Here is a 25214-nt window from a genome sequence, read left to right on the forward strand (position 1 = left end):
GATGTCTATAATTCTAGCTGTTTTCTCCATTAACGACACATGGTAATATACCGAACAAACTTCCCTTTAACCGCTTCACATTGTTCAATGACTTCAAACCCAGCAGCTTTTAATTGCTCATCCATTTTAACTTGTGTCACAATAATAAGTTCATCAGCAATACGACGTGCATTCTCAATAATCATTTGCTGAATCTCTGGCGAAATCGGATTAAAATGTCCATATGGAAGGTCAATAATCGCCGTATCATAATGAGTTTTTATCTCTTGAATATCTCCAATTTGAATCACATTCTCATATCCGTAGTGTTTTAAATTTTCTTCTGCTTTCCAAGCTACTTTAGGATTTAACTCATTTCCAATGATATTTCCTCCTACTGTGAGTACCTCAAGGACAACAGTTCCGGCACCACAACATGGATCAATTATTTTTTTATCAAATTGATGACCCACCGCTAAGTTAGCAACAGAGCGTGAAACACGAACACTTAATGAAAAGGAGTAAGAATGAGGCTTATTCTCATGCTTCACCCACTCATTACAATTGGGTTCAAGTGTGCCAAAATACCATTTGCCATTTAACTCCGTCAATCCTAGCAATTGTTTCGGTTCATACATATCAGCTTCGCCACCAATTAATGAACCAATCGCATAAAGACGTTTTAATCGCTCTTTATATTCAAGTGATTGATCTTTAAATCGCATAAATAATAATTTAAATGTTTCAAAACTCATCGGTTGCTTTAAAACCATTTCATGTAATGATTCAAAGGAATCAGCTTGGTAATAAATCGTCAGTCGTTCCTTAATAAAAACACTACGTGATGGATCAATCTCAATATCAGATAAAATCCATTTGTCTTCAAACGATTGATTTAATAAAATCTTCATTTCAAGTCGACAAAGGCTTTCTTCACCTTCAGCGTAATTAATGACATATAAATAACCTTTAATCGGTAACTGTTCGATCATGATTTCGTCGTCCTCTTCTATTTTAGTTTCATTACAAAAAACACTAGTCTTCATTATAATTGAAAAAATGACATTTTTCAACATCATCTATCTCAAGTTCACAATGTATAGTAAAATAAATATTAGAATACATCAAGGAGGCACACTTTTTAAATGATTAGATTATTATTACTTGCACTATTATGGCTCACTGGATGCCAAGCTAAACAAACACTTACTATTGATTCAACTCTATCCATTTTCAAAACGCAAGCCAATTTAGAAGAAACAATGAAACAAGAATTTAACGAAACTACCTATTCAATTGATTCTCCCTATCTCGTCCATGACCCCTACCAAAATTCTCCCCTTTCTTATCTCGTCATGTTTGAAACAGAAGAACCCTCAATGATTAAATATCAAGTCCTTGGACATACCGAACAAGCAACCTTAAGTTATGAAACCAACAGTTATGAAACGACACACCAGTTAACGTTAATCGGATTATATCCAAATGAATCAAACACCATTTTATTGAGTGCGACCAATGAAGCGGGACAAACGATTTCACATGAGATGCAAATTCAAACTCCGCCACTTCCAAGTGATAGCCTACAGGTGACACTTAATCAGTCAACTCCCTTGACGCATACAACTCGATTATTTTTAGCAACCGATGATACATATAAATATCTCATCGACGAGTATGGAGATATCCGTTTCATTCAAAATTCTACATCGGGTTCTATTACTTCGCTCCCAAATGGAAATTTATTAACTTATCACGGGCCTTATTATTTTTACTATCAACAACAACTAGAAGAAATTTCTTATTTAGGACAAGTTCAAAAACAACTATATATTCCCGGTTCTGGACATCATTCTCTAACCTTGACCCCAGATGGCAATTACATTATTAACTCAAGCGATAAAACAGATGAACGATATACAGAAGACCATCTTTATATCCTCGATGCTCAAACTGGAATTCCCCTTCAAACCATCAATTTAAGAGACTATCTTGATATTAATCGCTTTAAAGACACACTACCTGAATCCGTTAAAGGTGACTTAGATGACTGGTTTCATTTAAATTATGCGATGATAGATGAGAGTGACGAAACAGTCATCGCTTCTGGACGTTCTCAAAGTATGGTTGTAAAACTTGATCCAACCACTAAACAACTAAAATGGATATTAGGTGCACCTGATGAGGTTAATGAACAACTTAAACCGTATTTATTAACCCCAATTGGTGAAAACTTCACCTGGTTTTTCGCCCAACATTCTTCAAAAGTTCTAGAAGATCTTGATCAAAATCCAGATACAGTAGATTTAATTTTGTTTGATAATCATGTCGATATTGGCGTATTTCCAAGGGAATCTTACCCAGATTTGAATCAATACAGTCGAGCAGTTCACTATCGAATTAATGAACGCGAGATGACTGTCGAACAAATTTGGTCGTTTGGAGAAAATTTATCTCCAGCCCTAACCTCAACCATCATTAGTGAAGTCGATTACTTGCCAAAGACGAAGTCGATGCTTGTGTTATATGGCTTCATTCAACTTAATCAATCAATGGGTGGAAAGTTATTTGAAGTCAGTGCCACGGATTCGAATGATATTCTCATGGAGATGACCTTCAACAAAGAAGGTATCAATCACATTTACGCCATTGACACCTTAACCTTTGATGAATTAAATTTAAATTATTCTTTCACGAATTCTAATGCAACGTCACTTGCTAAAGAAAATTTAATGTCCTTTAAAGAACCTCTTAATCTAGATAATCCCACTCAAACAAAATCTTATGATTCTTCATTTTTATCGACGATTGAGTTAGTCGATGATGTTTTATATTTAGATGGCTACATCGAAAAAGCTCAAATCACCGATTCATTTGCGCTCGTCTTAACTAATGAATCTCATGAATCTTTTACCTATTCAATTCACAGTGCGGATTGCTATGCTGTCAAAACTATTGACGAACTTCCAACCGGTCTTCAAAATCGTCTTAAAAAAGCTGTAAAGAAGCAGACACTAGTTCAGTTTATTGATCGTACGGATCTTTCTAATCTTGAAAAAGGAACTTATCGTTTGTCATTCTATTTAAAATCAAATGACGCTTTAGTGTTGTATGAAACAGACTATAGCCTTAAATTACATTAAAAAGGATGCCTCGTTATTGAGGCATCCTTTTGACTATGATTTGATTAATTTAGAATTGGTTTTGGTTAAATTCCTTGAATCTTTTTTAGAACTAAAGACTATTTTTAACAAAATCGGTGTCACAATCGTTGTGATAACCACTACCACGACAATCGGTCCAAAATTCACGGCACTCATTAATCCAAGTGCTGCCCCCTTACTAGCCACAATTAAAGCAACCTCTCCACGGGAAACCATTCCAACGCCAACTTGAAGAGATTCTTTCGTTGAATAATGACACAGTTTAGCTCCAAGCCCACAGCCAATTATTTTTGAAATAATCGCAATCACCACCAAAACAACGGTAAATAAAAGCAAAGTCTGGTTCATCCCACTCAAATCTACTTGGATTCCGATACTTGCAAAGAAGATGGGTGAAAGCAACATATAAGAAATTGTTTCAAATCTTGACGTAATATAATGAACACATGACGTATTTGATAAAATTAAGCCTGCAATAAAGGCTCCCGTAATATCAGCGACCCCAAACCACTCTTCCGCTAAAAAGGCAAGAATTAAACAAAAAACAAATGAAATGACGACAAATCGTCTCATATCTCGGTTGTATCGTTGAACCCAATAAATGAAAAATTTATAGAAAAGCATTCCAGCTAAAATGGCAAATACAAAAAATAAGATGACTTTTCCAAGAACTAACACAATATTAACAGAAGAATCTGCGCAACTTGTAATAAGGGTTAGTGCTACAATTCCTAAAATATCATCGATGATTGCGGCTCCTAGTATCGCATTCCCAGCTCGTGTATTTAACTTCCCTAACTCCTTCAACGTTTCAACTGTAATACTCACGGATGTAGCCGTTAAAATAATACCGATAAAAATATTTTGTAAAGTATGACTAACCCCCTCTGCTGTTGATGTCTGATTGAAAAATGAAGCGGTGATAAATCCAAATAACAATGGAACTAACACCCCAAAAACTGCAATCACAAATGAAGCTTTCCCTGTTTTTTTCAATTCTTGTAAATCAGTCTCAAGGCCTGCCGTAAACATTAAGACAATCACGCCAAGTTCAGCAATTTGTTTAATAAAGTCTGTCTCATGCAATACATTTAACATGGCTGGTCCAAGAACCAATCCCGCTAACAAGGCTCCTACAACCTGAGGCATGGAAAACTTCTTCGTCACTAATCCTAATCCTTTCGTACTTAATAGAATTAACGCAATATCAAACAAATAATTATAAGACAACATAACCTCATCTCCATTTTTAATATTCCCCTAATTTAGTGATTAACCAAGGTAATATAGCACGTTACCTTCGCACAGTCACACACCTTTTGTCGAAAAAAATACACTCATTAAAATGTTTACGTTTTATTTTTGAAGAATCAAAAAACACTCCGCTTTGGAGTGTTTTCTCATTATAACTTATGAATTTGTTTATAAGTCTCTAAAATATATGAATCCAATTCCTTTAAGACAGCTAAACTCTTAAAGGTCACACGGCTTGTATAAGACTCACTTTTTGATGGTGCTTCAAAATCAAGTCCGAGTCCTTCTACCTCTTCTTGTGATAAGTGAGTTAAAATATACTGCTTACGCCCCGTTAATTTGCATCGAAGCAACACCTTTTTATTCGTATAAATTGTAAAATAATTTCCCACCATTTTAACTGTTAACTCGTCCATTAAATCATACTCCGTTTTAATCATCTGAGTGACAGTCAATAAAATTTCATCTTCAATAGAAACCGGCTCTACAGAACCCGACACAACCTCATTTTCGTGTTCAAGCGGTGACCCTTCTTCGCTTACCTCAACTTCTGTTAAGTCAGTGATTTCCTCTGTTGCCTCAACTTCATCTTTTGCTAACTCTGAGAAATCTTCAGGAGCTATTGCTTCAATCGATTCTTCATCTGAAACGAAACTATCCATTACCTCTTCAACTGAAGAGACACTCTCTTGAATACTGTCATCTAGATCATGAAAACCTTTTTCTTCTGAGAAATCTCTTTCAGGATCTATCATGGGAACCGTATTAACATATAGAGATTTAAATTCATCCATTTTAGCTAGACACCAACGAATTCCAATCACAGCAATAAAACAGAAAACTAAACATGTGGTACTTATTTTAACCGATGGTAAATTAAAAAAGAAAATAACAACACTAAGAACTAATAAGCCAATAAATAATGCAGCTCCTTTTCGATATAGCATATATTTTTGACTCCATTTATCTACTTCGCTTAACAACTTTAACACCTCAAACTTTCGGGCCATTCCTTACAACTATACCTTATTTTATCAAATTTTCCTATATGATGTTATATAAAATTCGACATTTTTGCACATTTTTTGCATCAAATCTCAAAAAATTTATGAGTTTAAAATGAATTATTAAATAAAAGAGCTAACTTTTAAATGTTAGCTCCTCTTGTTATAATCCAATTAAAATTCCGACTAAAGCTCCCGCTACAATAAAAATAATTGGATGTTTATTGATTTTATTCGTCACAACATATAAGACTATAAATAAAATAAGTGCCTTTAGATTAAACAAATTAAAAATAGATTTAGTCTGATTAAAGGTATCAAGTGATAAAACTGAAATTTTAAAAACAGCAAATCCAGCAACCGCAATTAAACCTGTAACAGCCGGTCTTAAGGCATAAAAGACAGCCTGAACAGCCTGACTCTCTTTAAATTTATTTAAAACATGTGCCACAATGATAATAATAATAACCGATGGTGTAACCAACCCTACTGTTGCAAGGATACCACCTAATATTCCAGCGGCATTAAACCCTGCATAAGTTGCCATATTAATTCCAATAGGTCCAGGTGTTGATTGAGAGACCGCAATCATATTTCCAAGCATTGCTTCATCAAACCATGTGTATTTTCCCGCTAATTCATATAAAAAGGGTAAAGTGGCTAACCCTCCACCAACAGCAAATAACCCAATCTTAAAAAATTCAAAAAATAAAATAACATATGTCATTATGCTTTTTCACCTCTTCCACCTTTAACAACTAATCCTACAATAGCAGCTAAAATCACAATAAATACCGGAGAAATGTTGATGATAAGACCTAAAGAACCTAAAACTCCGATTAAAATCGTGATTATCACAATACTTAAACAAACTTTATCAATCACAGAACCTTTCCATAACTTGATTACAGCATTTAATACCAGAACGCAAACCGTTACACGTATTCCATTAAATGCATGCTGTACGATTTCAAACTCAGCGAAAGACTGTAAAAACGCGGCCAAAATCATAATAATCACTAATGATGGAAAAACAACGCCTGCTGTCGCAACAATTGCACCTAAAACTCCATGATGTTTATAACCGATAAAAGTGGCTGTATTAACCGCAATAACGCCTGGAGTACATTGCCCTACTGCATAGTAATCCATGACTTCCTCTTCGGTTGCCCATTTTTTTGTTTCGACAACCTCTTTTTGTAACATGGGTAACATCGCGTACCCACCACCAAAGGTTAATCCTCCAATTCGACAAAAAGTCCAAAACAAATCTAAATAATCGTGCATGTCTTAACCTCCAAAATCTTGTCATTCTTAACTATTATATCTCAAAATTTCCATATTAAAAGAAAATACTGTTTTCAAATAAAAAAATCTCTATTCTTTGAATAGAGATTTTTTTATTTGAAAATTAAGCATTACGATCCATGAAAGGAACAATTTGTTTTTTACGTGAAACAACACCTGCTAATAAAGCTGTGTTATCGACTAATTCAACATTAAATGCTTTTTCAACGATATCTGTACGATCTCCTAATGTGATAACTTGTGAGTTACTATTTAAGATATCCGTGATAACTGCCACAAATAGATTTAATCCTTTTTGTGCAATAATTGCTTTCATTTGTTCTTCTAACTCTGCTTTACGAGTCATCATATCCTCGATACTAACTGTGTTAATTTGAGCAATCTCAACAGTAGATGTTCCCATTGGGAAGACTTTTGAGTCGATTCCTAATAATTGTTCAGCAGAGTAATCAGATAAATCTGTTCCAGCTTTTAACATTTCAAGTCCATAAACTTCAACATCAAGTCCTGCAATTTCTGCTAACTCACGGCATGCTTTTTCATCTTCTGGAGTACATGTTGGTGATTTGAATAATAATGAATCTGAGATAATCGCACTTGCCATTAATCCAGCCATTGTTGGTTCAATTTCAATTCCATTTTCTTTATACATTTTATAAAGAATTGTTCCCGTACATCCAACAGGTTCCGCACGATAGAATAAAGGTTCAGATGTTTGGAAGTTTGCTAAACGGTGATGATCCACTACCATTTTAATGCGAGCTTTTTCGATTCCATCTGCACTTTGATTAAATTCATTATGGTCCACTAAAATGACTTCGTCATTTTCAGTTACAGCATCAATTAATTTTGGTGCTTCAATTTGGAAGTGATTTAAAATATATTGAGTTTCCTTGTTCACGTCACCTAAACGACAAGCCATTACGTCATGTCCTAATTTTGTTTGTAAGTCTGTCATGACTAAAGTAGATGTAATTGAATCTGTATCTGGGTTTTTATGTCCGAATACTAATGTAGCCATTGATTCATTCCTCCTTCTGCATTTTCACTTCTCTTATTTTACACTAAAACCGTCAAAAACTCATCGCCTTTTACACTAAATTCGTAACTTTTCAATTATATTTTATCAAATTCAGACTAGACTAAAAGTATTGAGGATTCATCTTCATCAAAAAAGGAGGACTAGTTTTGAAAACAACATGGGATTTAACCGCACTATACGAGTCATTTGAAAGTGAGAATTTTTTAAATGACCTCAAAAAAGTTGATGAATTAACCCAATCCTATAATCATTTTGCCAATCAAATTTCAAATTCAACACAAGAGACTAAAACGTTACTACTTCAATATTTAAATTTTCAACAGGAGCTTAACGACTTATTTGGCCGTCTTTTTTCTTATTGCTCGCTCACTTTAAGTACTGATACAACGAATAAATCAGCTTTAAAATATTCTGATGTGCTCAATGAAAAATCAAGCTCCCTTGCGAAAAGTGATACGGTTCTTAATCATTGGATTGGCAATTTAAAAGATCTTGATACTTTACTTAAAACCGATGCTAATCTTGAAGCCCACACCTTTTTCTTTAAAGAATTACAACGCTTCAGTCACTATTTATTAAGTGATAACGAAGAATCTATTATTGCGAAAATGCAAAATACAGGATCAATTGCGTGGGCTAAGCTAAAAGATACCATTACCTCGCAGCTCATAGTTGAGGTTGAATTAAATGGCGAAGTCAAATCAATGCCATTAGCCATGGCAAGAAATCTGGCTCATGACCCTAGTGCCGAAGTCCGAAAAAGTGCTTATGAATGCGAGTTAAAAGCCTATGAAAAAGTAGAAGATTCATTAGCGGCTTGTCTGAGTAACATTAAAGGAGAAGTCATTACAACTGCTACCTTACGAGGATATGAATCCCCTCTTGATGAGACGTTAATAAAATCAAGAATGACTCGCCAAACACTAGATGCCATGCTTGAAGCCATCGAGGAAAGTTTACCTAAATTCCGAGAATTTCTTCGCCTCAAGGCCTCTTTACTTGGACATAAAGGTGGATTACCTTTTTACGATTTATTCGCTCCCGTTTGTGACCAACCTCAAACCTTTGACTACGAAAGAGGAACTGAATTTGTATTAAAACAATTTAGCACGTTCTCTGATACATTAGCCAATTATGCCAAAAAAGCGATTGATGAAGCCTGGATTGATGTTTATCCAAAACAAGGAAAAGTTGGCGGTGCTTTTTGTTCAAATCTTCATTGGATTAAGCAAAGTCGTTTCTTATTAAATTATGGAGATCAATTTAGTGACGTTGTGACGCTTGCTCACGAACTTGGACATGGATTTCACGGCGAATGCTTAACAAAAGAAAGTAGCTTAAATTCAAGTTACCCTATGCCTGTGGCTGAAACAGCTTCAACGTTCTGTGAAACCATTATCAAAAAAGCTGCGATTAAAAATGGAACAGATGATGAAATTTTTAGAATTTTAGAAACTGAATTAACGGACTCAACTCAAATTATTGTCGATATCTATAGTCGATATTTATTTGAAACTGAATTATTTAAAGAACGAGCACAAGGTTCTATTAGTTCAAAAGAATTACAAGACATGATGATTAAAGCACAAAAAGAAGCCTATGGAAATGGCCTCGATTTTGAATCTCTTCATCCTTATATGTGGGCATGCAAACCTCATTATTATGATGCTTCAGCGAATTTCTATAATTTCCCTTATGCGTTTGGTTTACTATTTGCTAAAGGTTTATACGCTAAATATCAAGAAGTTGGAAGTGAGTTTGTAAAATCTTATGAACAGCTTTTATCTATTACTGGTAAAAATTCAGCCGAAGAGATTGCCAGAACCGTAGACATCGATTTAACGAAAAAAGAATTTTGGCAAACCTCTTTAAAACTTATTACAGATGACATTCAAACATTTAAAGAGCTTGCCAAAAAGAAATATCCCACTCTATTATAATTAAGCCGAAGCCCTATTTTTTATAGGGCCTTTTAATTTGTTAATTTTTGGAATAGACTACTTGATTTTTAAACCTCAATGACTGATAATGAATGGGTTATTTGATTTAGTTTTAAAAGGAGAATTCTAATGAGAAGTTATGAGTTTTACAAGTGGAGAATTTGGATTATTTTAGCCTTTTCTTTTGTTCTATCTCTGTTTCATCGAGGTGCAATGGGGGTTATCTCACCTTATTTAAGCTATGATCTAAATGCAACCGCATCGGAAATTAGCCAAATCGCATCGGTTACGTTCTACACTTATGCCCTCATGCAAATTCCTGCTGGCCTGTTACTGGATTACTACGGTTATCGTAAAGTAAGCGGCATCGGAATCTTCATAACAGGAATAGGATCCATCTTATTAGGATTGACGCCTTATTTATCCTTAGCCTTTTTAGGTCGCCTACTAATCGGACTTGGAACCTCTGTTATTTTTATCTCTGTTTTAAAAGCACAATCCATTTGGTTTTCAAAAAACGACTTTGTCAAAGTATCAGGATTCCTTTCTTTCATTGGCAATGCTGGTGGATTATCCGCTACCTTTCCGCTTTCGATATTAATTGGTTTGATAGGATGGCGATTTTCTATGATTGGGACAGGAATTTTATGCCTCATGATTTCCATTCTAATCTACTTCTTTGTTTCTAATTCCCCAACCAATTACGGATATGCACCACTAGGTTCACAGCCAGGACAAACCAAACTGGAACTTAAGGAGGCGATTTTATCAACTTTTAAAAATAAAGCGATTTGGCGTAACTTTTTCTCATTATTTACACTGGTTGGATGTACCACTGCTTTAAGTGGTGTTTGGGGAATTAATTATTTAACAACCGTCTATCACATTAATTCAACTCACGCTTCCTTTTATATTTCCTTTATTTTACTAGGTCTGATCATAGGCTCTCTTTTTATTTCTAAATTGTTAATATTATTTAAAGGAAATATCCCAGTTTGTCAACGTTTCTGTTGTCTGGGAATCTCGCTCATTTGGTTTTATTTTTTATTTTGGGTAAATGGTAACCCGCCTCTTTGGATTCTTCCTTTTTTATTTTTTTCAATGGGATTTTTGGCGACCTCTCACATCTTATCCTTTACCGATATTACCTCTTATTGCGATTCAAAACATAGTGGTTTAGCCAGTAGCGTCATCAATGCTGGTGAATTTATTGCTAGTTCCCTTGTGACACAATTTATTGGGTTCACACTAGACTTTAACTTTAATGGAAGTATCGTTAATAATATTCGTCATTATAGCGCTGAACAATTTAAATTAAGTTTTAATATCTTTTTTATTATTTCCTTAATGGGGATCTTAACGAGTTTTATCGGTTATAAAAAAGGGGGAAAACTAAGTCTCTTCTTAAAATTCAAACATAAAAAAGTCGTCTAGAATTAGACGACTTTTTTTATATATTTGTTTCTAACCAGTTATAGATATCTTCATAAACTTCTAACTTATTTTTTTCATTTAAGATTTCATGAAGCATCTGTGGATATAATTTTATCTGAACATTGATTAGCTGTGCTTTTTGCATTGCATGAAATGCTTTTTTTACCATTTTACCTTCTTCACCTACAGGATCATCCTCACCCGAGATAAATAAAACAGGTAAATCATGTGGCATTTTTTCAATGTTTTTATCATCTGTTATATACAATAATCCCGTAAATAAATCATAAAATCCGGCATTGGTAAAAATAAATCCGCAACTCGAATCGGCGACGAATTCACGTACGACTTCTTCATCATAACAAATCCAGTCACTAGCCGTTTTAGCATTGGGAAGATTACGATTAAATGTTCCATAAGATAACTGATTAATTAATTTATTTCGATGTTTAGATCCTTGGTATCGTTTTGCTAGGCGTGATACAAATTGGCCTATCTTAAGCAAAAATTTCGGATTATGTGCCGTCCCAGATAAAATCAATCCATTAATCGTTTCACCATAATCAATCGCATAATGTCTTGCGAGAAAAGATCCCATACTATGTCCAAGCATGACAATTGGCAATTCTGGATTGTGAGCATGAATTAAATCGTTAATACTCTTTAAGTCATCCACCATCATCTGCCATCCATCTTCCTCTCCAAAGTAACCATAGTCCTCTGGTGATGAAACAGATTTACCATGACCTCGATGATCATTCGCATAAACGATGTATCCTTTATCTGTTAAATAATTAATAAATGCTTCATAACGACCGGCGTGTTCGCATGAGCCATGTACGAGTTGAATCACTCCACGTGTTCGAATATCTGCATGTGGTTCATAAATATAGAGTTCTATATCCTGACCATCTACCATTTGAACTTTCAAGAAATGTGGCCCCTTTCATCTTTCATATCTATACTGTACCATATTTCTTGACGTATTCCAACTACTTAAGACGTTCATAATAGATGAATCAATTGTTTTATACCCTTTTCATACACTTTATTTAAAAAATTGATGATCTCCCACCACAATTTCATATGGATTAAAACGTTGTCCTTTAAACGTTAAATAGGTTTCAATCACACCAAAATCATCAACTGTTGCAATTCCAATTATGCGTTGCGAAGCCACTAAATCGTAAGTTCCATTCCCTAGTGGAGTAATGATCGGTGCCAATCCCCCGAGCGGTAATACCTCGCCTTTAATCGTTCCCTTAACGCTTCCATCCGGATTGTAGTACTTAGATAATAATTGTAAATCTTTTTTAGATACATCCAATCTAAACGTTTGATTAAACCCATTGGTTAATTCGATTTTAAATCCGTCTTGGAACGTCACTTGCCATTGAGTTTCTTCATTAAATTTTTCATAATCAAACAATTGAATAGGCGTTTTTTCTCTAAAACTATATAAATAATAATAGTTAATATTGCCACTTCCACCAGAACTAACCGATACATAGACATCCTCAATAAAATCTTGATTAAAATCCCCGACAAAAAGCATTCCCCCATATCCTCCTTTTAATGGTAAAACTTGTGTGATTGTTTCATTCGTAATCCCATCTACAATAAAAAGTGTCAAATCCTCTTGATAAATCGCATCTGGACTTGATTTACTTCCTGCTAAATAAATAAAATCATCAACTTGATCACCTGTTACATCTCCAAGCTTCATATCGAAGATATAGGGGGTCTGTACTTCTATATACGCCTCAATAGCTGGAGGAGTCATCGTATCCATAAACATCCAAATCTTCTCCTTTCATCATTTATACGGTTAGTATGAGTTAGAATCGGGAATTTATGAGCAAGGATGAATATATTTACAATATATTTTTCTTTAAAAAAGAGACTAGATTTAATATCTAGTCTCTTTTGCATTTAAAATAAAGTTAATTGATTGCTTGGCGGTTGCGTTGCTGCTTTAGCTGGTTTATCATTTCCAAGCTCCATATCTCCAAAAACATTCATTAATTGTAATTTTTCAATTAAGGCTTTAGAAACTTTTCCACGTTGTTGGACTTCTTTTATGGTTACAAACGGCGCTTCTTCCCTTGCAGCCACAATTTGTCTTGCCACGTTTTCTCCTAAACCATCTAATGCCGTAAATGGCGGAATGAGTGATTTTCCATCCTCAGAAATTTTAAAATCTACGGCATTTGATTCTTCGATATTGAAGTTTTGGAAGTAGAAACCACGCTCTGTCATCTCCAATGCAATCTCTAAAATGGTCACTAAGTTTTTCTCTTTTGGTGTTGCGTCAAACCCTTTTTCTTCAATTTCATCTAAACGTTTACGAATGGCATCAGGTCCTTTAATCATGGTTTCCATTTCAAAAACATCTGCACGTTTTGAGAAATAAGCACAGTAATAATAAATAGGATGATGAACTTTAAACCACGCGATACGAATGGCCATTAAAACGTAAGCTGTCGCGTGGGCTTTTGGGAACATGTACTTAATTTGACCACATGACCAAATATACCATTCTGGAATCTTATGCTTACGCATCTCTTCTTCAAATTCTTTCCATCCATCTGGATTTTTACTCGCTAATCCTTTACGAACAAACTCCATGATTTTAAACGCTAAGGCAGGTTCAAGTCCACCATACATTAAGTAAACCATGATATCATCACGACATCCGATAACATTTTTGAATTCAACTTTTCCAAACTTATCATATTTTCCGGAAACTAAATCTGCCGCATTATTTAACCAAACGTCAGTTCCATGTGATAGCCCTGAAATTTTAACTAATTCGGCAAATGTCTTCGGTTTGGTATCTTCTAACATATTACGAACAAACGGTGTCCCAAATTCAGGAACCCCATAAGAACCCGTTGTCGAACGAATTTGTTCTGGCGTTACCCCTAATGATTCTGTTGAATAGAATAATTTATAAACTTCAGGATCATCCGTTGGAATATCTTTTGGATCAATACCTGAGATATCTTGTAAATAACGAATAACCGTCGGATCATCGTGCCCTAGAATATCGAGTTTTAATAAATTATCATGAATTGAGTGGAAGTCGAAATGTGTGGTTCTCCATTCTGCTGTTGGATCATCAGCTGGATATTGAATCGGTGTCACATCATAGATATCCATATAGTTAGGAACAACAATAATCCCACCCGGATGCTGTCCTGATGTACGACGAACCCCTTCACATCCTTTAGCCATTCGTTCAATTTCAGCCGTTCGCATTTCACGATTGGTATCTTCAAGGAACCCTTTAACATAACCAAAGGCTGTTTTTTCAGCAACGGTACCAATCGTTCCAGCACGGAACGCAAAGTCATCACCAAACACTTCACGACAATATAAATGGGCAACTGGCTGATATTCACCAGAGAAATTTAAATCGATATCAGGTACTTTATCTCCTTTAAATCCAAGGAAGGTTTCAAACGGGATATCATGTCCATCTTTTCGCATCTTAGTGCCACAATGTGGACAAGTTGCATCTGGTAAATCAAAACCAGATTCAGCATTTGCTAAAATGTCTTGGAATGCTTCTTCCTCTGGTCGGATTCCATAGCGTTGTTTCTCCTCTTCGTTCATTTTAAAAGCCGCAAATAAACAGTTTGGACAACGGTAATGCGGTGATAGCGGATTAACCTCTGTGATATCTGTCAAAGTTGCAACAAAAGACGATCCAACCGAACCACGTGATCCTACTAGATAACCATCATCCAATGATTTTTTTACAAGCATGTGCGAGATATAATAAATAACGGCAAATCCATTTCCGATAATACTATTTAACTCTTTAATTAAACGATCAAGCACATATTGAGGTAATTCTTCCCCATACCACTCATGTGCTCTTTCATAACACATTTCAGTTAAACGGTCCTTGATACTTGGAATCCCTTTATCTTTTAAGAAATCATCAGCAGGCGTGAACAATTCATCTTTAATCGCTTTTATCATTTCACAAGAATCAGCAATTGCATTTGGATTAGTGACAATGATTTCTTTTTGTTTCGCCTCATCTAAAAAACTAAAATCATGGTACATTTCATCTGTTGTTCTAAAATGCATACTTGGAATTTCTTTAATATCTGGATGATTTAGAGGATGGCGTCCTCCTCCAATCATTGGTGTGCGCGTATAAATTTGACGATAAAGTTTATCTTCACGATTTAAATGGTGAACATCTCCGGTTGCGCACACTGGAATATTTAACTCTTCACCCACTTTTATAATCGTTTTAATCGTCTCGATAATGGACTGAGCCATCTCTTTTGAGTTTTGATCAATGAGATGTGAATAAACTTCGGGTGGCTGTACTTCTAAATAATCATAAAATTTCGCCTTTTCTTGTAAGTCTTCATATGGCTTATTTAATGCACTTTCCCAGACCTCACCATTTACACAACTACTACCAATTAACAATCCTTCTCGATGAGCTTGTAAATAACTTCTTCGAATACGTGGCTGTCCATATAAATCGCACGTCATCGATTGCGACACAACTTTGAATAAATTTTTAAATCCAACTTGGTTTTGCGCCAAAATCGTCACATGTGTTGTTCGATCAAGTTTAAACGAGGTTTCTTTATCGACTAACTGATTGACTTCATCATGCGTTTTAATGTCTAATTTTAAAATATCACGAAGCATTAGAATAAATGCCTGACCCGTTGCACGCGCATCGTAAATGGCACGGTGATGTTGGGTTAAATCAACTTTAAAGAATTTTGATAAAGCTTTTAAGTTAAATCGCTTCATCTTACGTTTAAATTTTTCATCAATGGTCGCATCTGTTGCATAGTTCCAATACACTCCATATTGATGGTGATAAAGGACACGCGCTAAAGCTAAGGTATCCAGAACAGGATTGTCACAAACTCCTAAATTAAAACGTTTATATGTTTGCTCTAAATGTCCCATGTCGAATGCCGCATTATGAGCGACTAAAATACAATCTTCCGACCATTCTTTAAAGCGTTTCATGACATCCTCAAGCTCCGGAGCATTATCAACATCACTTTGTAATATATGCGTTAATTCGATCGTTTTTAAAGATAATTTTCGATGTGGATTAGCAAAGTCAGAAAACTCATCAATAATCGTTCCGTTTTTAATTTTGACAGCTGCAATTTCGATAATCACATCATAGTTCGTTGAGAACCCAGTCGTTTCGACATCATAAACAACATACGTGGCATCATTTAACGGAATCGATTTCTCATTCCAAGCTAATAAGGGTTCATCTTCAACTAAATATCCTTCCACTCCATAGATAATTTTAATATCATTTTTTTTCGCGGCATGATAGGCATCTGGAATGGCTTGAACGACTCCATGATCCGTTAAGGCAATCGCTTTATGACCCCATTTCGCAGCTTGTTTAATATAATCACCAATATCTGTTACGCCGTCCATGGCACTCATCTTAGAGTGAACGTGTAATTCAACACGCTTTTCACCCTCCGGCGCCAAATCTTTTCTCGGCTCTGTTTTGGCATCAATGACATTCACCGCATTTACCATCATTGATAACTCTTTTGAGAACGTATCAAATTGAATTTTCCCACTGACACGAACCCAGTTACCTTTTGCTAAAAGTTTAGGTACCATTTTCTTTGTTTCAGCTGACTTGGCAAACATTTTAATATAAATGGAATCGGTATAATCCGTAAACTTCGCCGTCACGAGTAACATTTCACCATTTCGAATGTCGCGTGATTCTGCATCAAAAATATAACCTTCTAAAATACAGCGACTCATTTCATCGTCAATTTCTTTACAACTCATCGGATTTCCATTAATTGGACCACCGATTGAAGTATCTGTCACTTCAGGTTCCTTACGACTATAACCTCCACGGCTTCCACTATAGCTTTCACTTCGATAGCTTGGTTTAGGCTGTTCCACTGGTGGGGCTTCCACTGGTTTAGGTACTTCAACAATTTGTGGCATCGTCGTTTCTCGTTCTGCTAATATATCAGCGTCTGACTTGGCATTAGCAGAGTAAACAGGTTTTACTGTCTGTAATCCAAATCCAAAACGCTCATACGCCTTTAAAATGTTATTGGCATACTTTTGTTCAATTTCGTTATAATAATGCTCATCTTTCACTTCAATGTGTAACTCATTTGTCTGAACCTTAACTGAAAAGCTTTCTAAACAACGAATTAATAAATCTTGACGACTTAAATATTCAATCATAAGTGGCCAATATTCTAATATTTGTTCTTCAGTCGGCTGACTTAAATATCTAATTAAAAAAGAAGCTTGATTTATCGTTTGAATTTTACTAAACGTTTGATCAAAACGGGAATAAAATTCATAAAAAGCTGCTGGAACTAAGGGTGTATCAAATACTAAGTGAAAAATCAGTTCTTGGTTTTTTCGTAGGGCATCCACCTTTTCAATCATCTTTTGCTCAAATAAAAAAAGCTGATGATCAGGATATTGAATTTGTTCTAGCAAAATTTCCATTTGTTTTTGCATGGGTTTCCCCCCTTTTAAATCATTACTTTCAATTTATCTTATAAATTGCAACTTATTCATTTTATCATTTTTTCTAACTATTTTCACTAAAAAAATCGTTATGTCGAATGGCCTTAACCGCTTACTAACTCCTATAATTTCTGCCATTACTTCATTATTATACCTAAGAATATAAAAAGCCCTCTCAAATTCTTTTGAGAGGGTTTCTAACTAAGCTAATGTTTCATATTTTTCTTTAACGAATGTCATTAAGTCAGCCACTGCTACTTCAGCAACTTCACCTGTTTGACGGACTTTAACTTCAACAATTCCATCAGCGATTCCACGGCCAACCGTAATACGAATTGGTAACCCAATTAAATCAGCATCGGAGAATTTAACCCCTGCACGCTCTTTACGATCGTCTAATAAAACCTCAAATCCAGCTGCTTTTAATTCAGCATAGATATTTTCTGCTGCTTCTAATTGATCCGCTTTTTTCACATCAACTGGAACAACATGAATATCAAATGGAGCAATTCCTTTTGGCCAGATCATTCCATTTTCATCATTGTTTTGTTCAATAACCGCCATCATCACACGGCTAACTCCAATTCCATAGCATCCCATGATAATTGGTTGTTTCTTTTGATTTTCATCTAAGAATACCGCATTCATTGGTTCTGAGTATTTTGTTCCTAATTTGAACACATGTCCAACTTCAATTCCTTTAGCATGTGCCACAACGCCTACACCATCAGGAGATGGAGCTCCCACCTCTAAATCAGCAACTTCAATATTAGCTGCAAACGAACCTGTTGTTGAATAAACAATAGTATCTTCACCAACTTCAGCTAATGCCATGAACTCAGCAGATTGAGATCCGCCAATTTGTCCACTATCAGCTTCTACCATACGGAAGTTTAATCCACAACGAGTAAAAATATTTGTATAAGCTTTAACAAAGTTGTTATAAGCTTCATCTAGAGATTCTTGTGTGGCATGGAAAGAGTAGGCATCCTTCATAATAAACTCGCGACCACGCATTAATCCAAAACGAGGACGTGCTTCATCACGAAACTTCGTTTGAATTTGATAAACTGTTAATGGTAATTTTTTATATGAATTTAAGAAATCTCGAACTACATGAGTAATAACTTCTTCATGTGTTGGACCTAATGCAAATTCACGATTATTACGATCTGTTAATCGCATTAACTCTGAACCATAGACATCCCAGCGTCCTGATTCATCCCATAATTCTTTTGGTTGTAACGCTGGCATTAATAATTCATTTCCGCCAATGGCATCTAATTCGTCACGAACGATTCCTTCAACATTATTTAAAACACGCTTTGCAAGTGGTAAATAAGTATATACTCCCGCTGCTACTTGTTTAATAAATCCAGCGCGAAGTAAAAATTGATGAGAACGAATTTCTGCATCACTAGGAACTTCACGTAATGTTGGAATAAACATCATCGATTGTTTCATTGTTTGTCCTCCTAAAGAATGCGACATTTACCATAATTAATAGTAAAATTCGACATACATATACTTTCAATGTTTCATTATCGCATCTTTTACCCTTCATTTCAAGTTAGTTTTTCGAGTTCTTACTTAAATAAACGAAGAACATCATTAAAACTAACAAAAACAAATAATCCTAAGAATAAAATTAATCCAGCTGCATGAATATATCCTTCTACCTTACGATCAACCGGACGTCCAATAACGGCTTCGATTAAAACAAATAAAATACGTCCACCATCAAGCGCAGGTAATGGCAGTAAATTCATAATCCCAATGTTAACACTTAGGAAACTAATCCAAATAACAAATGAGGTTAATCCATATGTGACCACTTGAGACGTCATCGTATAAATTCCAATGGGCCCTGCTAAATCACTAACCCCTGCTTCTTTTGTCACGAATAACATTTTAAACGTTTCAAAGATTTGCATAAAAGCATTTTTCGTTTGTAGCGCAGAATATTTAATCGCATAACCAAGTGAATGTTCACTGCGAAGTGGATGTTCATAATCAACCCCAATTCCAATTTTTGGTGTTCCATCTACAAGATTAGGAGTAATCACTAATTGTTTTGTTTGATTATTTCGTTCAATCACAACGGTTGTTTCCTCTGTTGTCGAATCAATGGCATTAATTAAGTCGTCCCATGACTCAACTTTTTGTCCATTATACTCAATAATTTGATCGCCTACTTGTAATCCTGCCACTTGTGCCGGGGAGTCATCTACTATCGTTCCTAACCTATTAGAATAAATCGTTTCTCCATTGACGAGTCCTACCATAAATAATAAAACAATCGCTAAAATAAAGTTCATTGTTGCTCCCGCTGCCATTGTCGCAAAACGAGCCCATTTAGATTTTGACTCTAAACAACGATCGTATGGCGCAATTTGCTGGGATCCCTTATCAAATACGTAAAAAGCATCATGATCAACTTGATAATGATAAACGTGTTGTTGTTCTGTTTCAATGCTAATCGTTAAGGCTTTATACAAATCAATCTCTGTAATCGTTCCAACTACTAAATCGGTTCTTAATTCCGGATTTAGATAAATTTTTTCAACACAAGCATTTTTTCCAAGTAATAATCCAACTTTTTGTCCCACTTTGACCATTTCTTTTTCGGCTTCTTCCCCAGCCATAGCCACATAACCACCGAGTGGAATAGCACGAATTGAATAAGTCGTTTCTCCCTTTTTCTTGCTCCATACGGCTGGTCCCATACCAATTGAAAACTCATGACATAAAATTCCGACCTTCTTAGCTACAATAAAATGCCCAAGTTCATGAACTAAAATAATAACACCTAGTGCGATAATAAAACTTAAAATTCCTAACATTTATTCACCCTCTATTATTCATATTTTGCTAGAATATCTCGTCTAACCTCTTGATCTAATTGTAAGATTTGTTCAAGTGATGGGTGGTCAATCTTTTGATGTTTGTTTAAGGCCTCCGCAACCACTGTCTCAATTTCTAAGAAGCTAATTTTATTTCGTAAAAACAAATCAACAGCTGCTTCATTTGCGGCATTTAAAACAGTCGGACAGCTCCCCCCTTGCATCCCCGCCTCATATGCCATTTTTAAACATGGGAAACGTTCAAAATCCATTGGCTTAAATTCCAATGTTCCAACTTCTGCTAAATTTAAAGACTTCCCTTGTTTTAAATCCATACGCTCTGGATAGCTCATCGCAAATTGAATCGGAATTCTCATATCAGGCGTTCCTAAATGCGCAATAATACTCGTATCCTCAAATTCAACCATTGAATGGATAATACTTTGGCGATGTAAAATCGTTTCAATTCGTTCATATGGCATGTCAAACAGCCAATGCGCTTCAATGACTTCTAGCCCTTTATTCATCATCGTCGCCGAATCAATCGTAATTTTAGCTCCCATTGACCAGTTAGGATGATTTAAGGCCTGTTCAAGTGTCACTTCTTTTAACATTTCACGGGTATAATCTCTAAACGATCCACCACTGGCTGTAATAATTAGCTTCTTAATCGCTTTAGCATCTTCACCTTGTAAACATTGATAAATAGCTGAATGCTCACTATCCACAGGCAACAGTTTAACACCATGCTGCTTCGCTTTTTCCATCACCAGATGTCCTGCTGTGACTAAGGTTTCTTTATTTGCAATTCCAATATTGCGCCCCATTTCAATCGCTTTTAATGTCGGAAGTAATCCAACAGACCCCATGACTGCTGTGACAACAAAATCCTCACCACCTAAATCGGTTTGATAAGTTGCCACACTTTCAAGTCCCTGTGCTCCATACCCAAATTCAACGTTTGGATATAACGCCTCTAAAGTCATTGCTGACTCTTCCTCCATGACTGAAACATAAGCAGGTTGAAACTCCTCAATAATCTGCTTCGTTAATTCGATATTACGTCCTGATGAAAAAGCAATCAAACGAAACGCCTCAGGATGCATGCGAATGACATCTAATGTTTGTGTTCCGATAGAACCTGTTGCTCCTAATAAATAAATATTTTTCATCTAAATCACCACATTCATGACATTAATTAAAATATATAAAGCTAATGACGCGTATAAATGGCTATCAAATCGATCTAAAACGCCACCATGTCCTGGGAATAATGTTCCAAAATCCTTGATTCCATACTCACGTTTCATTGAAGAGGCTACTAAATCTCCAAATTGGGCGACAGCTGCTACAACTAAACTCATCATGGCTAAAACGATAACATGATCTGAAACGCCCGTTATCACTCCAAAAATGCTTCCAACTAAAACACCAAGGATCGTTCCACCAACTGATCCTTCCACTGTTTTATTTGGACTAATTAATGGGGCTAATTTACGTTTACCTAATTTTCGTCCTACAAAATAAGCACCAGAATCGGTTACGGCCACTACGATAATCATAAATAAAAATAAATTTAACCCAAGTGAGCGTAAGAAAATCATAGAATGAAAAGTAGATCCGATATAAAAGATTGTTAACAAATAGTATCCGGCATCATTAACTGTAAATTGCTTTCTCGTAACAACTGCAAGTAATAAAATAAACAGAAATAATGCCATGGTTCCCAGTCCAAAAACAAGTGTCCCTGTAAAACTCAATGTTCTAAAATCAAATGAACTAAACACAATCATTAAGATTGCAATCATCGTAAATACTTTAATCTCTACTGGTGTCTTAGAAATTGTTTCTCTCATATCAATCATTTCTTGAGAGGCAACTAGAGCAAGTAATACCCCTAAAATAATAAAAGGTAATCTCCCATAAATCAAAATGGGTAATCCTATTGCAATGATGACAATAGCTGTCAATACGCGTTGCTTCATTTTTTACTCTCCTTTATTTGGTTTCAGTTAATCCACCAAAACGTCGATTACGTTTTTGATAATCGTAAATGGCTTCATACAATTGATTTTCTTTAAAATCTGGCCATGCCACAGAGGTAAAATATAACTCTGCATAAGCTAACTGCCATAATAAATAATTACTAATGCGTTGCTCTCCACTCGTCCGAATCATTAAATCAAGAGGAGGCAAATCGTGCGTCATTAAATGATTTTCAATAACATCTTCAGTAATTTCTTCAACCTTTAGTTCTCCAGCCTTCACTTCTTTAGCGATTTGTTGAACAGCTTGTTTAATTTCATCCTGAGAACCATAATTAAGTGCAATAGTTAATGTCATCGTTTGATTATCTTTTGTTTGGTGTGATAATTCCCTAATTTTCTCTTGTAATTCAGTCGGTAAGTCTTCAGTATTCCCAATGACCTTTAATCTAATATCATTTTCGATTAATTCTGGTGCAAACTCATCAAAGAATTTTAACGGAAGTTTCATTAAAAATTTAACTTCTTCTTCAGGGCGTTTCCAATTTTCAGTTGAAAAAGCATAGACCGTCAATGCTTTTACACCAAGTTTCCCACATAACTTTGTTATTTCTCGGACATTCATCGCGCCCTCTTGATGACCGGCTGTTCTTGGTAATCCTCTTTTTTTAGCCCATCTTCCATTGCCATCTAAAATGATCGCTATATGTTGAGGTAGAGGAGCTTTTAAAATCTGCTCTTTACTTACCTGTGTCTTCGTTTTCTTTTTAAAGAACATTCAAGAAACCGCCTTTCATAAAATTAACCTATCCTGTATATTTTAATATACTTACCATCTTTTTTCCACAGACAAAGTAGGTTTTATACAAATTATCTCAATGTCTTTAATATTTTTATTAACCTTCTGCATCATTATGAACCTAATTTTATGAAATAATCTGATTTTTAATCTTGTTATTATCATGCTCAAAAGATTAAGCCTTTATCAAAAGAATCCCCCTATTGTCCTAAAGACACGTAGGGGGATTCTCTTTTATCTTTATTGAAAATCATTCTAAAATATTATCTCATCTTGATTGAATTATGATGAGTGATTATTTGTCAGCCACTTACGTCTCACCTTTGTCTTAATACGCGAAATTTCAAGTTTAGTAATCGCATCTAGTTCTTGAGCCATCTCGACGTCTTTTTTCTGATTCTTTAGTGACCCTTTTAACTTAATAAAGCAATCTTGATTTTTTTTCAAATAAATCACAGCCTTTTAAAGCTTTGATTTATTATATCGCTACTAATCCTCTTGGCCAAATCCATATCGTAAGGCATTATTTTTAACGCGTGTTTCAACTGCTTGTGCAGCACGTTTAGCATCACCTACAAATTCAGAACCAAATTCAACCTCCATACGTGTGGTTAATTTGCTTCTATTATTCGATTGTGAATGTTTACCTTTTTTATGATTTTTTGACATATTTTTGCCTCCTCATTAATATTTTAGAATGATACCATTAATATGTCTTTAATTGTCGATATTTATACATATCGAAATCCTTCATTTGAATTTAAAATCCATTCATAAACATTAATTTGTCTGACTCCAACTAAATACATCTCATTATGAAATGGTATCAAATAAGTACCAAGCCATGATGTTTTTAATCGCTGACACGTTTTATTAGATGGGATATTTTCAGGTAAACAACTAATATAAACATATGTCATTCCATGTAATAAGGCAATTTTTTTTATAATTAGACAAGCTTTTGCTGCATAATGATGCCCTTGATAGGGTGGATAAATTTCATAACCAATATTTCCTCCATAAAACGTCATTTCATTATGTCCAATCCTAATATCTATTTTTCCTATTTCAACTGATGTTAAATGTTTTTTTATTTTAAAGTGGTATGCTGGCACATGAAAAGGTTCTAAATTTGCTGGTACTTTTTTTTCTAATATCAAATCAATCTCACCATCTGTTAAATACCCAACCTCAGCGAACCTAAACATTTTTCTCCCTCCTCCTGAGGTATTTAAAAACCTACCTTACATCTTACGTATGATGTCCTATAAAAATGAAAAAAAAGACAAGATTCCTTGCCTTTTTGATAAATTATTCATCTAGAAGTCTCTATGTAATTAAATAAAAAAGCCACCCAAAAAGAGTGGCTTAAAAATTAGATTGACATGATATCTTTTTCTTTTTCGTCTGCAGTTGCATCAACTTCTTTGATTTTTTTATCTGTTAATTTTTGTACATCTTCAGTGTAACCTTTTAATGCATCTTCAGTAATTTCACCATTTTTTTGTAATTTTTTTAATTCATCATTTGCATCACGACGAACATTACGGATTGCAACCTTCGCATCTTCTGCAAATCCTTTAACTTTTTTCGCTAATTCACGACGACGTTCTTCTGTTAAAGCTGGAACATTTAAACGAATGACTTCCCCATCGTTGTTTGGAGTTAACCCGATGTTTGCTTCATTGATTGCACGTTCAATTGCTTGTAACATTGATTTGTCGTATGGTTTTACCACTAATTGACGAGGTTCTGGTACTGTTACTTGTGCCATTTGATTAATTGGTGAAGGCATTCCATAGTAATCAACTTGAATATTATCTAATAAAGCTCCACTAGCACGTCCAGTACGTAATACTGAAAATTCACGTTTTAAAGAATCAATTGCTTTGCTCATACGAGCTTCTGCGTTACTTAATACATTTTTAGGCATT

General features: G+C 35.0%; 21 protein-coding genes. 3 read left to right on the forward strand and 18 right to left on the reverse strand.

The window, feature by feature from the left end; all coding sequences use genetic code 11:
• Nucleotides 1-29: 29 nt before the first annotated feature.
• Nucleotides 30-971, reverse strand: coding sequence for a TRM11 family SAM-dependent methyltransferase (locus tag J6D32_RS02505; protein WP_006784922.1), 942 nt, complete (start codon nucleotides 969-971; stop codon nucleotides 30-32).
• 153 nt (nucleotides 972-1124) lie between these two features.
• Between J6D32_RS02505 and J6D32_RS02510 the strand changes: the two genes are divergently transcribed.
• The gene (locus J6D32_RS02510) at nucleotides 1125-3122 is read left to right on the forward strand and encodes an aryl-sulfate sulfotransferase (RefSeq protein WP_006784921.1); all 1998 of its coding nucleotides are present in this window, start codon (nucleotides 1125-1127) and stop codon (nucleotides 3120-3122) included.
• Between the two features lie 33 nt (nucleotides 3123-3155).
• On the opposite strand, the gene J6D32_RS02515 is transcribed toward J6D32_RS02510, so the two are convergent.
• The 5 genes from J6D32_RS02515 to J6D32_RS02535 form a co-directional block, all read right to left on the reverse strand.
• On the reverse strand, nucleotides 3156-4376 hold the full coding sequence (locus J6D32_RS02515; protein WP_039930851.1) for a cation:proton antiporter: 1221 nt from the start codon (nucleotides 4374-4376) through the stop codon (nucleotides 3156-3158).
• Between the two features lie 170 nt (nucleotides 4377-4546).
• Nucleotides 4547-5407, reverse strand: a complete 861-nt coding sequence (locus tag J6D32_RS02520) for a hypothetical protein (protein WP_287467248.1) — start codon at nucleotides 5405-5407, stop codon at nucleotides 4547-4549.
• Nucleotides 5408-5564: 157 nt separating this feature from the next.
• Nucleotides 5565-6128, reverse strand: a complete 564-nt coding sequence (locus tag J6D32_RS02525; protein WP_006784918.1) for a chromate transporter — start codon at nucleotides 6126-6128, stop codon at nucleotides 5565-5567.
• Nucleotides 6128-6688: a chromate transporter gene (locus tag J6D32_RS02530; RefSeq protein ID WP_006784917.1), complete on the reverse strand. Its 561-nt coding sequence runs from the start codon at nucleotides 6686-6688 to the stop codon at nucleotides 6128-6130. Before J6D32_RS02530 ends, J6D32_RS02525 begins: the two co-directional genes overlap by 1 nt.
• A 124-nt stretch (nucleotides 6689-6812) precedes the next feature.
• The gene (locus tag J6D32_RS02535) at nucleotides 6813-7730 is read right to left on the reverse strand and encodes a manganese-dependent inorganic pyrophosphatase (RefSeq protein WP_006783757.1); all 918 of its coding nucleotides are present in this window, start codon (nucleotides 7728-7730) and stop codon (nucleotides 6813-6815) included.
• 167 nt (nucleotides 7731-7897) lie between these two features.
• Here J6D32_RS02535 and J6D32_RS02540 point away from each other — a divergent pair, with 167 nt between their 5' ends.
• Together J6D32_RS02540 and J6D32_RS02545 are read left to right on the forward strand one after the other, a co-directional pair.
• Nucleotides 7898-9691 (forward strand): M3 family oligoendopeptidase, encoded by a 1794-nt coding sequence (locus J6D32_RS02540; RefSeq protein WP_006783758.1) that lies wholly within the window; start codon nucleotides 7898-7900, stop codon nucleotides 9689-9691.
• A 129-nt stretch (nucleotides 9692-9820) separates the two neighbouring features.
• Complete coding sequence (locus J6D32_RS02545; protein ID WP_147633521.1) at nucleotides 9821-11125, forward strand: MFS transporter; 1305 nt, start codon at nucleotides 9821-9823, stop codon at nucleotides 11123-11125.
• A 16-nt stretch (nucleotides 11126-11141) separates the two neighbouring features.
• On the opposite strand, the gene J6D32_RS02550 is transcribed toward J6D32_RS02545, so the two are convergent.
• The 12 genes from J6D32_RS02550 to frr all read right to left on the reverse strand — a co-directional run bounded on the left by J6D32_RS02550 (nucleotide 11142) and on the right by frr (nucleotide 25213).
• Entirely contained in the window at nucleotides 11142-12056 is a 915-nt protein-coding gene (locus J6D32_RS02550) for an alpha/beta hydrolase (protein ID WP_055163665.1), read from the reverse strand.
• Between the two features lie 117 nt (nucleotides 12057-12173).
• Complete coding sequence (locus J6D32_RS02555) at nucleotides 12174-12923, reverse strand: YybI family spore inner coat protein (protein ID WP_006783761.1); 750 nt, start codon at nucleotides 12921-12923, stop codon at nucleotides 12174-12176.
• 134 nt (nucleotides 12924-13057) lie between these two features.
• Nucleotides 13058-17644 (reverse strand): PolC-type DNA polymerase III, encoded by a 4587-nt coding sequence (locus J6D32_RS02560; protein WP_009607161.1) that lies wholly within the window; start codon nucleotides 17642-17644, stop codon nucleotides 13058-13060.
• Between the two features lie 210 nt (nucleotides 17645-17854).
• Nucleotides 17855-19117: a proline--tRNA ligase gene (gene proS / locus J6D32_RS02565; RefSeq protein WP_006783763.1), complete on the reverse strand. Its 1263-nt coding sequence runs from the start codon at nucleotides 19115-19117 to the stop codon at nucleotides 17855-17857.
• Between the two features lie 122 nt (nucleotides 19118-19239).
• A complete protein-coding gene (gene rseP, locus J6D32_RS02570; RefSeq protein WP_006783764.1) occupies nucleotides 19240-20496 on the reverse strand; it encodes an RIP metalloprotease RseP in 1257 nt (418 codons plus the stop codon).
• A gap of 14 nt (nucleotides 20497-20510) precedes the next feature.
• On the reverse strand, nucleotides 20511-21668 hold the full coding sequence (dxr, locus tag J6D32_RS02575; RefSeq protein WP_006783765.1) for a 1-deoxy-D-xylulose-5-phosphate reductoisomerase: 1158 nt from the start codon (nucleotides 21666-21668) through the stop codon (nucleotides 20511-20513).
• Nucleotides 21669-22481 (reverse strand): phosphatidate cytidylyltransferase, encoded by an 813-nt coding sequence (locus tag J6D32_RS02580; RefSeq protein ID WP_006783766.1) that lies wholly within the window; start codon nucleotides 22479-22481, stop codon nucleotides 21669-21671. It abuts the gene before it with no gap.
• Nucleotides 22482-22494: 13 nt separating this feature from the next.
• On the reverse strand, nucleotides 22495-23259 hold the full coding sequence (gene uppS, locus J6D32_RS02585; RefSeq protein WP_006783767.1) for an undecaprenyl pyrophosphate synthase: 765 nt from the start codon (nucleotides 23257-23259) through the stop codon (nucleotides 22495-22497).
• A gap of 303 nt (nucleotides 23260-23562) precedes the next feature.
• A complete protein-coding gene (locus J6D32_RS02590; protein ID WP_162036064.1) occupies nucleotides 23563-23727 on the reverse strand; it encodes a hypothetical protein in 165 nt (54 codons plus the stop codon).
• A gap of 42 nt (nucleotides 23728-23769) precedes the next feature.
• Nucleotides 23770-23949 (reverse strand): hypothetical protein, encoded by a 180-nt coding sequence (locus J6D32_RS02595; RefSeq protein ID WP_006783769.1) that lies wholly within the window; start codon nucleotides 23947-23949, stop codon nucleotides 23770-23772.
• 62 nt (nucleotides 23950-24011) lie between these two features.
• Nucleotides 24012-24488 (reverse strand): GNAT family N-acetyltransferase, encoded by a 477-nt coding sequence (locus J6D32_RS02600; RefSeq protein WP_006783770.1) that lies wholly within the window; start codon nucleotides 24486-24488, stop codon nucleotides 24012-24014.
• Between the two features lie 167 nt (nucleotides 24489-24655).
• Nucleotides 24656-25213 carry a ribosome recycling factor gene (gene frr, locus J6D32_RS02605; protein WP_006783771.1) on the reverse strand — a complete coding sequence of 186 codons (558 nt, stop codon included), beginning with the start codon at nucleotides 25211-25213 and terminating at the stop codon, nucleotides 24656-24658.
• Nucleotide 25214: the final 1 nt, after the last annotated feature.

The sequence above is a fragment of the Turicibacter sp. genome (genome assembly GCF_017941855.1).
Taxonomy (GTDB): Bacteria; Bacillota_I; Bacilli_A; order MOL361; family Turicibacteraceae; genus Turicibacter; species Turicibacter sanguinis.

Coding starts and splice junctions, on each gene's coding strand:
- J6D32_RS02505 (WP_006784922.1), bottom strand. CDS start 971: ATGATCGAACAGTTACCGATTAAAGGTTATTTATATGTCATTAATTAC.
- J6D32_RS02510 (WP_006784921.1), top strand. CDS start 1,125: ATGATTAGATTATTATTACTTGCACTATTATGGCTCACTGGATGCCAA.
- J6D32_RS02515 (WP_039930851.1), bottom strand. CDS start 4,376: ATGTTGTCTTATAATTATTTGTTTGATATTGCGTTAATTCTATTAAGT.
- J6D32_RS02520 (WP_287467248.1), bottom strand. CDS start 5,407: ATGGCCCGAAAGTTTGAGGTGTTAAAGTTGTTAAGCGAAGTAGATAAA.
- J6D32_RS02525 (WP_006784918.1), bottom strand. CDS start 6,128: ATGACATATGTTATTTTATTTTTTGAATTTTTTAAGATTGGGTTATTT.
- J6D32_RS02530 (WP_006784917.1), bottom strand. CDS start 6,688: ATGCACGATTATTTAGATTTGTTTTGGACTTTTTGTCGAATTGGAGGA.
- J6D32_RS02535 (WP_006783757.1), bottom strand. CDS start 7,730: ATGGCTACATTAGTATTCGGACATAAAAACCCAGATACAGATTCAATT.
- J6D32_RS02545 (WP_147633521.1), top strand. CDS start 9,821: ATGAGAAGTTATGAGTTTTACAAGTGGAGAATTTGGATTATTTTAGCC.
- J6D32_RS02555 (WP_006783761.1), bottom strand. CDS start 12,923: ATGTTTATGGATACGATGACTCCTCCAGCTATTGAGGCGTATATAGAA.
- J6D32_RS02560 (WP_009607161.1), bottom strand. CDS start 17,644: ATGCAAAAACAAATGGAAATTTTGCTAGAACAAATTCAATATCCTGAT.
- proS (WP_006783763.1), bottom strand. CDS start 19,117: ATGAAACAATCGATGATGTTTATTCCAACATTACGTGAAGTTCCTAGT.
- rseP (WP_006783764.1), bottom strand. CDS start 20,496: ATGTTAGGAATTTTAAGTTTTATTATCGCACTAGGTGTTATTATTTTA.
- dxr (WP_006783765.1), bottom strand. CDS start 21,668: ATGAAAAATATTTATTTATTAGGAGCAACAGGTTCTATCGGAACACAA.
- J6D32_RS02580 (WP_006783766.1), bottom strand. CDS start 22,481: ATGAAGCAACGCGTATTGACAGCTATTGTCATCATTGCAATAGGATTA.
- uppS (WP_006783767.1), bottom strand. CDS start 23,259: ATGTTCTTTAAAAAGAAAACGAAGACACAGGTAAGTAAAGAGCAGATT.
- J6D32_RS02595 (WP_006783769.1), bottom strand. CDS start 23,949: ATGTCAAAAAATCATAAAAAAGGTAAACATTCACAATCGAATAATAGA.
- J6D32_RS02600 (WP_006783770.1), bottom strand. CDS start 24,488: ATGTTTAGGTTCGCTGAGGTTGGGTATTTAACAGATGGTGAGATTGAT.
- frr (WP_006783771.1), bottom strand. CDS start 25,213: ATGCCTAAAAATGTATTAAGTAACGCAGAAGCTCGTATGAGCAAAGCA.